Origin of the sequence: Arthrobacter livingstonensis, from assembly GCF_003219815.1 — a bacterium.
GTDB lineage: Bacteria > Actinomycetota > Actinomycetes > Actinomycetales > Micrococcaceae > Specibacter > Specibacter livingstonensis.
Genome location: NZ_QJVD01000018.1, coordinates 26,099 through 40,499, shown reverse-complemented (window position 1 = coordinate 40,499; position 14,401 = coordinate 26,099). Strand labels below are relative to the sequence as shown.

Sequence of the window (14,401 nt, the reverse complement as noted above, 5' to 3'; positions counted from 1 at the left end):
TGCCTCTACTATGGAGTGTCCTGAATCACATTTCCGTTAGGAATGGCGGATGCGCGCCGAATGGCACCGGGCATGCGCCCAACGGCAGGGCGCGCTTGGGGACAGCTAGTGTTTATCCCATGTCCGCCGATCCCTTGAGTGACTCCACGCTCCTGCTCATCATCACCATCGCCGTGGTGGCGGCCGCCGTCGCCGTGGTGGCTGTGGCCGGCTTCCGGCTTTCGCGTTCACACCGCGAGCTGGGCACCGACGCCGAGAGAGCCACGTTCCGCGCGCTGCACTCGGCCGCCGCGGCCGGTGCCCAACTGCGCAACGGGCTGGAGCCGGCGGGCGCACTGAAGGCCAGCAGGCAGCTGCGCGCCCTGCTGAACTGTGCCGCGTTCGCCATGACCGACGGCTCGGGGCTGCTGGCCTGGGACGGTTCCGGCGCGGCGGCGAAGCAGCCCGACTCGGGCGTTGTCATGGGCCTGGCAGCACAGGCCCTCGGCAACGGACGCACCCAGGTGGCCGTACTGGACTCGGCCCTGCGGGAATCGCTGGGGCTGCCGGAGGAAGACTCGGACTTGAAGGCCGCGGTGATCTGCCCACTCAACGTGGACTCCCGGGTGGTGGGCACCGTGATCATTCTCAGCAAGCAGCCCAGCGCCGGGCTGGTCCGGGCCACCAACGAGGTTGCCGGATGGGTGTCGGCGCAGCTGGAACTGGCCGAACTCAGCGCCTCCCGCACCTTGCTGGCCGAGGCGGAGGTCCGGGCCCTACGCGCCCAGATCAGCCCCCACTTCATCTACAATTCGCTCAACGCGATCGCCTCCTTCATCAACACCGACCCCCAGCGGGCACGGGACCTGGTGGTGGAGTTTGCCGATTTCACCCGCTATTCCTTCCGCCGGCACGGCGATTTCACCACCCTCGCAGAGGAACTGCGCTGCATCGACAGGTACCTGTTGCTCGAAAGCGCCCGCTTTGGCGACCGGTTGCGAATCAGCCTCCAAATTGCCCCCGAAGTCCTCAGCACCGTCATCCCGTTCCTCAGCCTGCAGCCGCTGGTGGAAAACGCCGTGCGGCACGGGCTCGAGGCCAAGGAAGGGCCAGGCCTGGTGCAGCTTTGTGCCCGCGACCTGGGCGCCTACACGGAGGTCACCATCGAGGACGACGGCGTCGGCATGGACCCCGGGGAACTCCGGGCCGTCCTTGCCGGGCTGCACGACGGCACGCATGTGGGTCTGCGCAATGTCGATGCGCGGCTGCGCCAGGTCTACGGCGACGACCACGGTCTGGCCTTCGACACGGCAGAGGGGCGGGGAATGCTGATCACCATGACCGTACCCAAGAACCAACCCGGCCACGACGCCTGACACCCAGACGCCACCTCGCCGCCGGGGGCCCACGCGCCCGAGGGACCCAAAGGGCAGACGCGCCAGCGGCTGAGTTTTGGGAAGGGCGTGGGGACTAGCGCCGTCGCGTCCTCCCCAAACTCGCTGCGTCCCCGGCGACTCCCACCGCTCGCAATCCCCGGCCGCTCCCACTGCTCGCAAGCTCACAGCGGGTCCCTCGTGGCAGTGGGCCCCCGCAGCGGGGCCCTCGCCGCCGTGGGCCCACGTTTGGGGCCCCTCGGCTGGGGCCCCTCGGCTGGGCCCACGCGCCCGAGGGACCCAAAGGGCAGACGCGCCAGCGGCTGAGTTTTGGGAAGGGCGTGGGGACTAGTGCCTACCGTCCTCCCCAAAACTCGCTGCGTCCCCGGCGACTCCCACCGCTCGCAATCCCCGGCCGCTCCCACTGCTCGCAAGCTCACAGCGGGGCCCTAGCCGCCGTGGGCCCACGTTTGGGGCCCCTCGGCTGGGCCCACGCGCCCGTGGGACCCAAAGGGCAGACGCGCCAGCGGCTGAGTTTTGGGAGGGCGTGGGGACTAGCGCCGTCGCGTCCTCCCCAAACTCGCTGCGCTCGTTTGGGGCCCCTCGGCCGCTAGGCTTGGTCCCATGATCAACGTCCTTGTCGCCGACGACGAGCTACCCGCCGTCGAGGAATTGGCGTTTATGCTGGGCCGGGACCCACGCATCGGCACCATCCACCGGGCCATGGGCGGCTCCCGCGCCTTGGAAATCCTGGCTGTGGAAGACGTCGATGCCGTGTTTTTGGACATTCACATGCCCGGGCTGAACGGACTGGAGCTGGCGCGCGTGATTGGCCGTTCGCCCCGCCCGCCAGTGGTCGTTTTTGTCACCGCCGACGACGACCGCGCGCTGGAAGCCTTTGACCTCGCCGCCGTCGACTACCTGCTCAAGCCGGTCAGCACCGAACGGCTCGCCAAGACGGTCGGGCGTGTGGCCGAAATGGTCGCCCAACCTTCCGTCGCCGAGGCGGTGGAGCTAATCACCGTCGACCAGGGCGGCGTCAGCCGCATCATCCGCCTGGACGAGGTCAGGTTCGTCCAGGCCCAGGGCGACTATGCCCGCCTGCACACCGCCGAGGCCAGCTATTTGATCCGTGTCCCGCTCGCAGACTTGGAGCAGCGCTGGCAGGATTCCGGGTTCCTGCGGATCCACCGCTCCTACCTGGTCTGCATGCAGTTTGTCACGGCGCTGAAGCTCGGCTCGGCCAAGCCCACGGTTTCGGTTTCCAACGCGGACCTGCCCGTGAGCCGGCGCCACCTGCCGGCCCTGCGCGAACGCCTTCAGGCCACCAGGGTTCGGCCGTCAGCATGAACGACGACGACGCCGCGGTTCCCTCCCAGCCAGTCCCACCGGCGTCCCCACCCGCTGCCGGCCGCGTGCGTGTGGTGGCACCGCGGAGCCAGGCCCGGTCGATTCGCGCCAGCACCAGCGTTTCCCAGGAAGTTGCCGAACAGTCGGCCGTGGGCGAGGTCATGGTGCGGTCCCTGATCCGCTCGCAGCTGCGTCTGGCCCTGGTGGTCAGCGCCGGCTTCATGGCGGCGCTGCTGATTTGCTGGATGGCAGTGCGGTGGGTGCCGGCCTTCGCCGACTGGCGGATTCTTGGCATCCCCGCCCCGTGGCTCATGCTGGGCGTGGGCGTGTACCCCATCATTGGCGCCAGTGCCTGGCTTTATGTGCGGGCTGCCACCAGGAACGAGAACCAGTACCGCGACCTGGTGGAGGGGAAATGAACCCGGCCATCGGCTACACGGCCCTGATCTCCGTCTCCGTCATCACGGCGCTGATCGGCTTTTACGGGTTGCGGATATCACGCACCACGAGTGACTTTTATGTGGCCTCGCGGACCGTGCGGCCGTGGTGGAATGCGTCCGCCATCGGCGGGGAGTACCTCTCCGCCGCCAGTTTTCTGGGCATCGCCGGGCTGATCATGATTTCCGGCCTCGATGCCCTCTGGTTCCCCATCGGCTACACCGCCGGCTACCTGATGCTGCTGTTCTTCGTGGCCGCTCCCCTGCGCCGCTCCGGTGCCTACACTGTTCCCGACTTTGCGCAGGCGCGGCTGAACTCGACGCGGGCCAGGCATGTCACCAGCGTGCTGGTGGTGGTGGTTGGCTGGTTTTACATTGTGCCGCAGCTGCATGGCGCGGCCCTGACCATCCGCACCACCACGGGACTGCCGTCGTGGGTGGGGGCCGGCGCCGTCGTCGTGATTGTCTGCCTGACGGTGATCACCGGCGGAATGCGCTCCATCACCTTTGTGCAGGCCTTCCAGTACTGGCTCAAACTCACGGCGCTGGCGGTGCCCGCCATCTTCATCCTGCTCCAGCTTGGCGCCCACAGCGGCCAGCCCGCAGCGTTGCCGGTCGGAACGGAGTTCTTCCCGCTGGCCGATCCGCTCAACGGCTCCAGCATGTACGGGACGCTTTCGCTCATGGTGGCGCTGTTGTTTGGCACTCTGGGACTGCCCCATGTTCTGGTGCGGTTTTACACAAACCCCGACGGCGCGGCGGCACGGCGGACCACGCTGATCGTGCTGGGGCTGCTCTCCGTCTTTTACCTGTTTCCCACCATCTACGGGGTGCTGGGGCGCGTGTTCCTGCCCCGTTTGGCTGCCCACGGCTCCCCCGATGCCACGGTCCTGCTGCTCCCGGGCACGCTCATTGGGGGACTGGGCGGGGACATCCTCTCAGCGCTGGTGGTGGCCGGCGCCTTTGCGGCGTTCCTGTCCACCACCTCCGGGCTGGTGGTGTCGCTGGCCGGAGTTATCAGCCAGGACCTGTTGGGCGGGAATGTCCGTGGTTTCCGGATTGCCGCCGTGGCCGCCGCCGTCGTGCCACTGGGCGTGGCGCTCGGCACGGATTCTCTGGCACTGGCCGGCAGTGTGGGGATGGTGTTTGCATTCACGGCCTCCACCGTGTGCCCGCTGCTGCTGCTGGGCATTTGGTGGCGCGGGCTCACCGACGCCGGCGCAGTCGCCGGCATGCTGGCAGGCGGGGTGCTGTGCGGGACCGCCATGTTGTTCGGCGCGCAGTTGGGGGCCGATTCGCCGTGGCGTGAATTCCTTACTCAGCCGGCGGCGTGGACGGTCCCGGCAGCCTTTGTGACCATGGTGGCGGTGTCGCTGGCAACAGCCGGGCGCCGCAACCCCGGGGTGGCAAGGTTCATGTCAAAGCTGCATGTGCCCGAACGCCCCCATGCCCTTCCGGGCCAGTCCGTTTAACGGGCTGTTTCGGCCGCCCCACGGGCTGTGCTGACTGCCTGGCCGATGGCGGAGGGCGCCTACTTGTCGGCGGCGATGTCTATGGTGGCCATCAGCTCCACCACGCGGTCCAGGAACGCGTCCACCTGGCTTTCCTCGTAACCCTCGGCACCCTTGACCGGCGCAAAGATCGCCCGGCGTACTACGTCGACGCTCAGTTCCCCGTTGTCCTCAATGTACGTCAGCAGCTCACGGCACAGCACGTCGACGTCGTCGGTGTTGTAGCTTTGGATGTTCTTGCGGGTGGGGCGGCGGAACCGCTCTCCGTCGGGCCGGTGCAGGCGCGCGCGCAGCAGGGACGCCGTCTTGCCAATCTTGATCATCCACGCCCTTTCGCCCTCCGCACCGATCAGGAGTTCCTTCTCACGCAGCACAAACTCGTCCTCGATCCGGTCCATGGCTGCGTCCACGGCCTGGGCGTTGTAGCCGCCGCGGGCCGGGTCGAATGATGCGGTGCGAACGTCGTGGCTGGTAATGGCCTTCCCATCCGTGTCCGCATTGAGAAAGTAAGACCGGGCACGGTCCAGGAACACGTCAACCTGCTTGACGTTGTACCCGATTTCCTTGGGACCAACCAGCTTGAACTTCGAGTTGGTGCGAGTCTTCTCTTCCACAGTCACAGTCATTCCTCGGGGGTGGTGCTTGCTTGGACGGAAACCGGGCATGTGCGTACCCGCAGGGTGCGCATCAGAGCCGGCCTAGAACACTAAAAATGGCATAGGCAACGGGAGCGGCAAACAGGATGGAATCCAGCCTGTCCATGACGCCCCCATGGCCGGGCAGCAGATTGCTCATGTCCTTGACGCCAAGTTCACGCTTGACCATGGACTCGGCAAAGTCGCCGCCGGTGCCTGCAAAGACCATACCAATGGCGAGGGCCAACCCCACCCACCAGTGTACGTCGAGGAAGAACACGGTTGCGGGAATGGCCACCAGCATGGCGCCTCCCATGGAACCGGCAAAGCCCTCCCACGATTTTTTGGGGCTGATTTTCGGTGCCATGGGGTGCCTGCCAAACAGCACCCCGACCAGGTAGCCAAAGGTGTCATTGGCAACCACCAGCAGGAGCATGATGACCACCTCGAGGATCCCCGGGTTCAAGTTGGCCAGGTCCAGGGTGAGGCCGGTGGTGGGCGGACGTTCCCCGACCATCATGAGGAAAACGAAGCTGAGCAGGAACGGGATCCACATCAGTGAGAAGATTCCAGCCAGGATGCTCTTCACGGCCCCGGGTTCGGGGTCAAGCGAACGCCACAGCAAGGTGGCCCCCGCACTGGCCACCAGGGCGAAAAGGAGCCCCTCCGAGCCTGCAAAATAAGCCGACGCCGGCATGGCCAGCGTGCCGATCATCACCGGGGTCAACGGCGCCTTGATGCCCCTGGTCCCGATAGCGCGCGTCACTTCCCACACGCCCACGGCCACGAACGCGGTGGCAACCACCACAAACCCCAGCGGGAAGAACAGCAGGCTGCCCAGGACCAGCACCAGCAGCGCGACGCCCACCCCAATGGCCGCCGGAAGGTCCCGTCCGGCCTTGGGCGTACGGGGCGCCTTGCGGGCGGCCGCGGAAGCAGGAATGGGCGCGATGGGCGCGGGCGCCACCGGTACGGCCGGCAGGCCCGTCACGGATGCGGCGGGCACCGGCGGGCGCACCACCCTGGAATCCCGCTGCGACCGGTTCCCGATGGCGCGCTCTGGCTGGCCTATCCCGGAATCCTGCGGCGCCGGATTCCCGGCAGCAGGCTCCGGCGGGCGGGCTGCCGGTTCCTGCGGCGTCGGATTCCCGGCGGCAGGCTCCGGCTGGCGCACAGCTGATTCCTGCGTCGGCCGATTCCGCGCGTCTGATTCGGGCTGGCGCACGACTGAATCCTGCGCCGACCGATTCTTCTTCGCGGGCTTCGCCGCGCCGGCCCGATTGGCGGCCTTGGCGGCGGTCCTGCCATCCGCCCTGCGTCGGCCCGCGGCAGGGACCGCCGCCGCCGACCCGGGTGCCGGCTGCTTGCGCGCACCAGCGTCGGCGACGGGGGCACCCGGGCGGGAAGCGGCGTCGTGCTTCAAGGCTGCGGCCCTGCGCGCAGCCTTGAAGGGCACGGCGTTTTCGGGCACGGCGTTTTGAGCCGCCCTTTTTACTGCTGGTTTTTTTGCTGCTGCCTTTTTAGCCCCACTCTTTTCGGGCACGACAACGGCAATCATGCCCGTCAGTTCAGCTACACGCCGCGCTTTCCGGGTGGGGAACTGGAACGCCTCCAGGCCCGGGGAACCGTCGGCGCCCGGGAGCGGTGCGGCAGGCTCCTCCCCTGGGGAACCGTCCGGCGCAGGCTTGGGGTCCGTCATTAGACCTCGAGAAGCTCGACTTCCTTGCGTTTGAGCATCTCGTCAATGTTGTCGGTGTGTGACTTCGTCAGGACATCAAGTTCCTTTTCGGCGCGAGAGCCCTCGTCTTCACCGGCGTCGCCGTCCTTGACCAACTTGTCCAGTGATTCCTTGGCCTTGCGGCGAATATTGCGGACGGACACCTTTGCGTCCTCGCCCTTGGTGCGGACCAGCTTGACGTATTCCTTGCGGCGTTCCTGGGTCAGTTCCGGCATGACGACGCGGATGACGGTGCCGTCGTTCGAGGGGTTGGCGCCAACTTCGGAGGAACTCAGGGCCCGCTCGATCTCGTGCAGGGCACCTTTGTCAAAGGGCGTGATGAGCAGCGTGCGTGCTTCCGGCACGGCAAAGGACGCGAGCTGCTGAAGCGGTGTCGGCGCACCGTAATAGTCCACCAATACCTTTGAGAACATGGCTGGGTTGGCACGGCCGGTCCGGACGGCCGAGAAGTCCTCTTTCGCGACCTCGATGGCCTTGTCCATCTTTTCTTCGGCCTCGAGCAAAGTTTCTTCGATCACGTCTATCTCCCTCAACTGTTGTGACTCTTTCGACACATCCGCGGCCTTTGCACGCGGTAATTCTCAAACCATCCTACCGTGGGCGGGCTGGCGGACAGGGACACCCGGCGGGCCGGTCCGCGCCGGCGTCGGTCCGCGTCGAAGCCCGTTACGGCGTAACGAGTGTGCCCAGTTCCTCGCCGAGTATGGCGCGGGCAACATTGCCCTCGCCCTCCATGCCAAAGACCAGCATGGTGACGTTGTTGTCCTTGCACAGGCTGAAGGCGGTCTGGTCCATGACACGGATGTCGCGGGCCATGGCCTCGTCGTAGCTGAGGTGGTCCAGCTTGACGGCGGTGGGGTCCTTCTTCGGGTCGGCCGTGTAGACGCCATCCACCCCGTTCTTGGCCATCAGCACGACGTCGGCGTGGACTTCCAGCGCGCGCTGGGCGGCCACGGTGTCGGTGGAAAAGTACGGCAGGCCGGCGCCGGCGCCAAAAATGACCACACGGCTCTTTTCCATGTGACGGATGGCGCGGCGCGGAATGTAGGCCTCGGCCACCTGGCCCATCGTGATGGCACTCTGCACGCGGGTGTCCACCCCGGCCTGTTCCAGGAAGTCCTGCAGGGCCAGGCAGTTCATGACCGTGCCGAGCATGCCCATGTAGTCCGCGCGGGAGCGGTCCATGCCGGCCTGTGACAGCTGGGCGCCGCGGAAGAAGTTGCCACCGCCCACCACAATCGCGACCTCCACCCGGTCAACTGTGCTGGCGATCTGTTTGGCGATGTCGCGGATGGTGTCCATGTCGACGCCGAGCTTGCCGGCCCCGAAGACCTCCCCGGAGAGCTTCAACAGCACGCGGCGGCGCTTGACGGCGCCCGACGGGTTGTGCGCAATGTCCTGGGTGGTGGCTGGGGTGTGCGTTGTCATTTTGCCTTCCGTGGGAACCCGCTCTCATTGACGGGCCGGGTTCCTCATGCAGTTGTGTCGGACCAGTTTGCGGGCAGTGTGGCTGCCGCGCGGGTTCCATGCCCTCGAAAGTGGGACGGCACGGGTGGGTGCGTCTAAAATCCTATCCGACGCCGGGCATGAAGAAGGGGCAGCTGCCACCGGCGGCTGCCCCTTCCCCGTCACATCAATGTGCCGTTGCTTTATGCCCCAACGCGGAAGCGGGCAAATCCAACAGCCTTCACGCCGGCTTCGTCAAGGACGGCGCCGACGCTTTTCTTGGCATCCTTCGCGAAAGACTGGTCAACCAGGACGATGTCCTTGAAGAAGCCTGTCAGGCGGCCTTCAACGATCTTCGTCATGGCAGCTTCGGGCTTGCCCTCGGCCTGTGCGGTCTCGGTGGCAATGCGGCGTTCTTTCTCGACGGTCTCCGGCGAAACTTCTTCGCGGGAGAGGAACGTCGGGGACATGGCAGCGATGTGCACGGCCACGTCGTGGGCAACTTCCTGGTTGTCCCCGTCGATGGCGAAGAGCACGCCAACCTGGGCGGGGAGGTCCTTGGAAGTCTTGTGCAGGTACGCGTCAACCGTGGTACCTTCAACGCGGGCCAGACGGCGGATGGCCACCTTTTCGCCCAGCAGTGCGCCAGCTTCAATGACTACCTCGGACATCGGCTTGCCATCGACGTCCACGGCCAGCAGGGCCTCGACGTCGGCAGCACCGGAGGAAATGGCAGTTGCCAGGACCTTGTTGGAGAACTCGATGAACGGAGCGGCCTTGGCAACGAAGTCGGTCTCGCAGTTGACTTCGACCATGACGCCGACGCCGTTCTCGACCTTGGCGGCAACGAGTCCTTCTGCAGTGGAGCGGCCTTCGCGCTTCGTGGCGCCCTTGAGGCCCTTGATGCGGATGAATTCCATGGCCTTCTCGGCGTCGCCGTTGGCCTCGTCGAGGGCCTTCTTGACGTCCATCATGCCGGCGCCCGTGCGCTCGCGCAGAGCCTTGATATCTGCTGCGGTGTAATTCGCCATATTGAAACTCCTGTTTCTTCTTCTCTTGCTTGCCAGTTGCTTAATGTCCCGCGCCGGGCGGGCATAGCACTGCCGGAACGCCAAGTGGCATCCCGGCAGGCTAAGGAGTTACTTGTCTTCGGTCTTCTCTTCGGAGAGGACCGCCGCGGCATCCTTGGCCGGCGCGTCCGCAATCAGCGTCGCGGCAGCCTTCTCGGCCTCGTCGCCGGTGAGCACCTCGGCGGCCTCTTCAGCCGAGATTGCCTTGGCTTCGCCTTCGGCAGCCGCGTGGCCTACCAGCAGCTCGCGCTCCCACTCGGCCAGCGGCTCAGCCGGAGCTTCGTCGTTGCCAGTGGCCTTGGCGTTGCGGGCAATCAGGCCCTCGGCGACGGCGTCGGCGATCACGCGGGTCAGCAGTGCAACGGATCGGATGGCGTCGTCGTTGCCCGGGATCGGGAAGTCGACGTCGTCCGGGTTGCAGTTGGAGTCCAGGATGGCAACAACGGGGATGTTCAGCTTGTGTGCCTCGTCGATGGCGAGGTGTTCCTTCGGGGTGTCAACAACCCAGATCAAGGACGGTGCCTTGGTCAGGTTGCGGATGCCGCCGAGGTTGGTCTGCAGCTTCGTGAGCTCACGCTTGAGGAGCAGGAGCTCCTTCTTGGTGTGGCCCGAGGAAGCAACGTCCTCGAAGTTGATCTCTTCGAGTTCCTTCATGCGCGAGATGCGCTTGGAAACCGTCTGGAAGTTGGTGAGCATGCCACCCAACCAGCGCTGGTTCACGTAGGGCTGGCCCACGCGGGTGGCCTGCTCTGCGATGGCTTCCTGTGCCTGCTTCTTGGTACCGACGAAGAGAACGGTGCCGCCGTGGGCAACGGTGGCCTTGACGAACTCGTAGGCGCGGTCAATGAAAGACAGTGACTGCTGCAGGTCGATGATGTAGATGCCGTTGCGCTCCGTGAGGATGAATCGCTTCATCTTCGGGTTCCAACGACGGGTCTGGTGTCCAAAGTGGACGCCGCTGTCAAGCAGCTGGCGCATGGTTACGACGGGCATGCCGGCGCTCCTTCTTGTTCTTTACGGTTCTTTAGCTTCTCAGCCTGTGGCGGGGAATTCCGCCGGCGGCTTTGCTCCTGGCACCCTATTGCGCGTCCATTAACCGCCACGTGGCGGACCGTATGGGCGCAATCCGTTGGCAGGACCCAAGATTTCCCTTGGGCACCTCGTCAGGGTGGGGTGCGCGTAGTCAGTGCACAAAGAGCACACTGCTCTGTCCATGTTACTACAGGGCCAATGTGGTGGCCGACCACCCTTGAGTCCTCCACAGGCGGCCCTCACCCCCGCCTTGCACCCATTTTTGGAAAGTGCGGCGCCTGCTTGTCCGGTAGGCGTGCAGGCTGGAGCCATGACAGCCCTTCTTTGCTTCCGGTGGTGGCGCCTGCTTCAGGTGGCGCTGCTGGCCGCCGCTCTGCTCCCACTTTCGGTAGCATCCACAGGCGGTGCTGCGGCGGCGCCCGCCCCGGGGACGGTTGCTGCAGGCATGGTCACCCCACGCACGCTTTCCCCAAGTACGACGGCGGCCCGTCCCCTGCCTGCCTCCCTCTCCTGGGGTTGGCCGTTGGCTGGCAAACCCCGGATGGTCCACGCCTTTGATCCGCCGGACAAGCCGTGGCTGGGCGGGCATCGCGGCGTGGACCTCCTTGCAGTGCAAGGCTCCCCCGTCCTCGCGCCCACGGCTGGGGTGGTTTCGTTTTCCGGCGTCGTGGTTGACCGGCCCGTGCTGACCATTACCACTGCCGGGGGGCTGCGACTGAGCTTCGAACCGGTAAAATCCCCGTTCCGGGCGGGAGAAGCGGTGGTCCGCGGCGAAACACTGGGAACCCTTGCCGGGCCAACGCACTGCGACGCCGGCCCGCCGGGCGAAACCAGCTGCCTGCATTGGGGCGTGCGCCGGGGGGACACATACCTCAACCCGTTGCAATTCATTCTCGACCTGCGCCCGTCAGTGCTGTTGCCAGTGACCGGCGGTTGAGCCCGCCGGGTTCCCCGCACCGACCTCGTGGGAGGTCAGACGATGGCCGAAATGCCGGTGATGGCGCGGCCGGTGACCAGGGTGTTGATCTCGTAGGTGCCTTCATAGGAGTAGATGGCCTCGGCATCGGCGAAGATCTTGGCCATCTCATAGTCGGTGACGATTCCGTTGCCGCCGAAGATGCCGCGGCCCAGGGCGACGGTCTCGCGCATGCGTGCCGTGGTGAAGGCCTTCGCGAGGGCGGACTGTTCGTCCTTGGCCAGGCCCTGGTCCTCGAGCTGGGCCAGGCGGACCATCATGCCGGTGCAGGCAACGATGTTGCCGAGCATCTTTACGAGCTGGTCCTGGACAAGCTGGAACGAGGCGATGGGGCGGCCGAACTGCTGGCGTTCCACGGCGTAGCGCCGTGCTGCGTCGAAGGCGGCCATCTGCTGCCCGACGGCTTGCCAGGCCACGGAGAGGCGGGTGACTTTCAAGACCTTGTTCGTATCGCGGAAGCTGTTGCCTCCGGCCAGCTTGAACGCATGCGGAACAACCACGTTTTCCAGCGTGATATCCGCATTCTGCACCGTGCGCAGGGCTGTCTTGTTTTCAATCTTGGTGGCCGTGTAGCCCGGCAGCGCGGTGTCCACCATGAAGGCCTTGACCTGGTTGTCGGCAACGTCGCGGGCAAAGATGACGACCCAATCGGAGAAGGTGGCGTTGCCAATCCAGCGCTTGGCGCCGTTGATGATCCAGTTGTCGCCGTCGCGCACGGCGGTGGTGCGGGTCCCGCCGGCCACGTCCGAGCCGCCAAGTGGCTCGGTGAGCCCGAAGGCGCCAATTTTCCTCATGGCGTAGATGTCCGGTAGCCAGGCCGCCTTCTGCTCCTCGGAGGCGAGGGCCTCGATCGAGCCCGTAAAGAGGCCGTCGTGGACCCCCATGAAGGTGGCAATGGAGGAATCCGCCCGCGTGAATTCGGCGTGCACGATCCCGGCAAAGACGTTTGAGTGCCCCTGCCGGCGGACCGGGCTCATGAGATTGGCCTCGGCGAGCTTGGGGATGAGTTCCAGGGGGAACTCGCCCCGGTTCCAGCAGTCCACGGCAATGGGCCTGACTTCCTTGGCAAGGAAGTCGCGAATCTCCTGCAGGCGCTCACGTTCAGCCTCGGAGAGCAACAGCTCAAATCGGTAAAAGTCGCCATCGGCGTACGGCAGGTTGTTAAGGTCAACAGCAGCGTGGGACACGGGCATTCCTTTGCTTGGGAGCGATATTGAAAGTCAGCGGCTCAGCGGTTCGCCAAACTTGTTACTCACGAGTAACTTATCGCAAAGGAGTGAGCCGGGCAATAAGCTGGACGATTTCACCCCGCAGCGCGGCGCCGGCAGGTCCGGAGGTTGAGTACGGCCCACCGCACGACATTCGGGCCGCCTTGCACACGAAAAATCCCCGGAATCGTTGTGATTCCGGGGATTTCCTTGCACGTAGGGCCACTCGGACTTGAACCGAGGACCTAAGGATTATGAGTCCCGCGCTCTAACCAGCTGAGCTATGGCCCCTCGCAGCGTGCCTCCCCCGGCTGGAGCCCCGACGGGATTCCGGCACTGGGAAAAGCACTCCTGCAATACTAAACGGTTCCGTCTTAAACTGCGTAGTCCTCGTAGCTGCCGCCACGATAAATGGCTTCAAATGTGTCCAACGTCTTCGCCAGTCCGTGGCGGGCCACCATGGAGTGGCTGGCGGACCCCATGGCGGCACGGTCCTCCGGCGACAGCCGCATGATCGTGGTGATTTTTTCGGCCAGGTCGTTGCTGTCGTTCGGGGTGAACAGGTAGCCGTTGACGCCCTCCTCCATCAGATGGGGCAGGGCCATGGCGTTGGCCAGGATTACCGGGGTGGAGGCGCTCATGGCCTCGAGGGTCACAAGGGACTGCAGTTCGGCGGTGCCGGGCATCACGAACAAGTCAGCCTTGAGGTAGAGGTCGCGCAGTTCCGCATCGCTGATCAATCCGGTGAACCTGACACGGCCGGCTAGCCCCAGCTTTTCAGCCTGGGCCTTCAAGGCAGCCTTGACCTCGCCACCACCAACCACCACCAGGTGCAGGTTCAATTCGGCAGGCGTCTTGGCAATGGCATCAATGAGCACGTCAATGTGCTTCTCCTCCGCCAAACGGCCGGCAAACATCACCGTAGGGTACATGTTCGGTTCTAGAACTTCACCTTCCGCCAGCTCATAGTTGCCAACTTCAATGCCGTTTGACAGAGGCAGCACCTTCCGCAGGAACGCATGCTGGTGCATGGCTTTGGCCGCCAGCGGTGTGGGGGTGGTGACCACGTCAGCCCGGCTCATGACCTTGCCCATGTCACGCCAGGAAACCCGCCCAACAACGTTCTTAAACCACTGGGGGAACGGCAGGAACGGGTTCAGGTTCTCCGGCATGAAATGGTTCGTGGCTACAATGCGGATGCCGCGCCGCCGCGCCTCGGACACCACGCGTCCGCCAATCATGTAGTGGCTTTGCACATGCACAACATCGGGCTTGATAACGTCAAACAGTGCCACAATGTCTTTCTTAATTTCCCACCCGAGGCTGATCCGGAAATATTCGTTCGTGGGAACCGACCGTGAACGCAGGCGATGCACTGTTGCCTCATCGCGCTTCTCCGTGAACATGGGACCGCTGTCCGCGCGGCACGCCATCACGTGCACGTCATGGCCGCGTGCTGTCATGCCGGTGGCCAACCTAAACGAGAATTGCGCGGCACCGTTGATGTGCGGCGGGTAGGTGTCGGCGGCGATCAAGATCGTCAGCGGCTTCTGCGGGCTCTCGCCGGGTGTGGTTGTCACGGATAAGACTCCTGGTGGTTTGATCGGCCGTCGGACTGGACCGGCGCCCCGACGCAAGGAAACCGC

At 65.1% G+C, this 14,401-nt stretch carries 13 protein-coding genes and 1 tRNA gene; 5 read left to right on the top strand and 9 right to left on the bottom strand.

Annotated features, from left to right (window positions below; genetic code table 11):
* Positions 1 to 134 precede the first annotated feature (134 nt).
* From CVV68_RS15695 to CVV68_RS15680, 4 genes are all read left to right on the top strand, one after another.
* Positions 135 to 1,355 carry a GAF domain-containing sensor histidine kinase gene (locus tag CVV68_RS15695; protein WP_438502650.1) on the top strand — a complete coding sequence of 407 codons (1,221 nt, stop codon included), beginning with the start codon at positions 135 to 137 and terminating at the stop codon, positions 1,353 to 1,355.
* Positions 1,356 to 1,976: 621 nt separating this feature from the next.
* A complete protein-coding gene (locus tag CVV68_RS15690; RefSeq protein WP_110501942.1) occupies positions 1,977 to 2,702 on the top strand; it encodes a LytR/AlgR family response regulator transcription factor in 726 nt (241 codons plus the stop codon).
* Complete coding sequence (locus CVV68_RS15685) at positions 2,699 to 3,121, top strand: hypothetical protein (RefSeq protein ID WP_245933576.1); 423 nt, start codon at positions 2,699 to 2,701, stop codon at positions 3,119 to 3,121. Before CVV68_RS15690 ends, CVV68_RS15685 begins: the two co-directional genes overlap by 4 nt.
* The gene (locus CVV68_RS15680; protein WP_110501941.1) at positions 3,118 to 4,611 is read left to right on the top strand and encodes a sodium/solute symporter; all 1,494 of its coding nucleotides are present in this window, start codon (positions 3,118 to 3,120) and stop codon (positions 4,609 to 4,611) included. The genes CVV68_RS15685 and CVV68_RS15680 overlap by 4 nt, the downstream gene beginning before the upstream one ends.
* 59 nt (positions 4,612 to 4,670) lie before the next feature.
* Here the strand turns inward: CVV68_RS15680 and CVV68_RS15675 are convergent, their stop codons facing one another.
* The 6 genes from CVV68_RS15675 to rpsB form a co-directional block, all read right to left on the bottom strand.
* Entirely contained in the window at positions 4,671 to 5,270 is a 600-nt protein-coding gene (locus CVV68_RS15675; RefSeq protein WP_438502647.1) for a DivIVA domain-containing protein, read from the bottom strand.
* 67 nt (positions 5,271 to 5,337) lie between these two features.
* Positions 5,338 to 6,252: a phosphatidate cytidylyltransferase gene (locus CVV68_RS25095; protein ID WP_438502649.1), complete on the bottom strand. Its 915-nt coding sequence runs from the start codon at positions 6,250 to 6,252 to the stop codon at positions 5,338 to 5,340.
* Positions 6,253 to 6,983: 731 nt separating this feature from the next.
* Positions 6,984 to 7,541, bottom strand: a complete 558-nt coding sequence (frr, locus tag CVV68_RS15665; RefSeq protein ID WP_110501939.1) for a ribosome recycling factor — start codon at positions 7,539 to 7,541, stop codon at positions 6,984 to 6,986.
* Positions 7,542 to 7,689: 148 nt separating this feature from the next.
* On the bottom strand, positions 7,690 to 8,451 hold the full coding sequence (gene pyrH / locus CVV68_RS15660; protein ID WP_110501938.1) for a UMP kinase: 762 nt from the start codon (positions 8,449 to 8,451) through the stop codon (positions 7,690 to 7,692).
* Between the two features lie 221 nt (positions 8,452 to 8,672).
* Positions 8,673 to 9,500, bottom strand: coding sequence for a translation elongation factor Ts (tsf, locus tag CVV68_RS15655; RefSeq protein WP_110501937.1), 828 nt, complete (start codon positions 9,498 to 9,500; stop codon positions 8,673 to 8,675).
* A 108-nt stretch (positions 9,501 to 9,608) separates the two neighbouring features.
* Positions 9,609 to 10,532 carry a 30S ribosomal protein S2 gene (gene rpsB, locus CVV68_RS15650; protein WP_110501936.1) on the bottom strand — a complete coding sequence of 308 codons (924 nt, stop codon included), beginning with the start codon at positions 10,530 to 10,532 and terminating at the stop codon, positions 9,609 to 9,611.
* 349 nt (positions 10,533 to 10,881) lie between these two features.
* Here rpsB and CVV68_RS15645 point away from each other — a divergent pair, with 349 nt between their 5' ends.
* Entirely contained in the window at positions 10,882 to 11,508 is a 627-nt protein-coding gene (locus tag CVV68_RS15645) for a M23 family metallopeptidase (protein ID WP_110501935.1), read from the top strand.
* Positions 11,509 to 11,543: 35 nt separating this feature from the next.
* Here the strand turns inward: CVV68_RS15645 and CVV68_RS15640 are convergent, their stop codons facing one another.
* The 3 genes from CVV68_RS15640 to CVV68_RS15630 all read right to left on the bottom strand — a co-directional run bounded on the left by CVV68_RS15640 (position 11,544) and on the right by CVV68_RS15630 (position 14,335).
* Positions 11,544 to 12,740, bottom strand: coding sequence for an acyl-CoA dehydrogenase family protein (locus CVV68_RS15640; RefSeq protein ID WP_110501934.1), 1,197 nt, complete (start codon positions 12,738 to 12,740; stop codon positions 11,544 to 11,546).
* A 232-nt stretch (positions 12,741 to 12,972) separates the two neighbouring features.
* A tRNA-Ile gene (locus tag CVV68_RS15635) sits at positions 12,973 to 13,046 on the bottom strand.
* Positions 13,047 to 13,129: 83 nt separating this feature from the next.
* A complete protein-coding gene (locus CVV68_RS15630) occupies positions 13,130 to 14,335 on the bottom strand; it encodes a glycosyltransferase (RefSeq protein ID WP_245933574.1) in 1,206 nt (401 codons plus the stop codon).
* Positions 14,336 to 14,401: the final 66 nt, after the last annotated feature.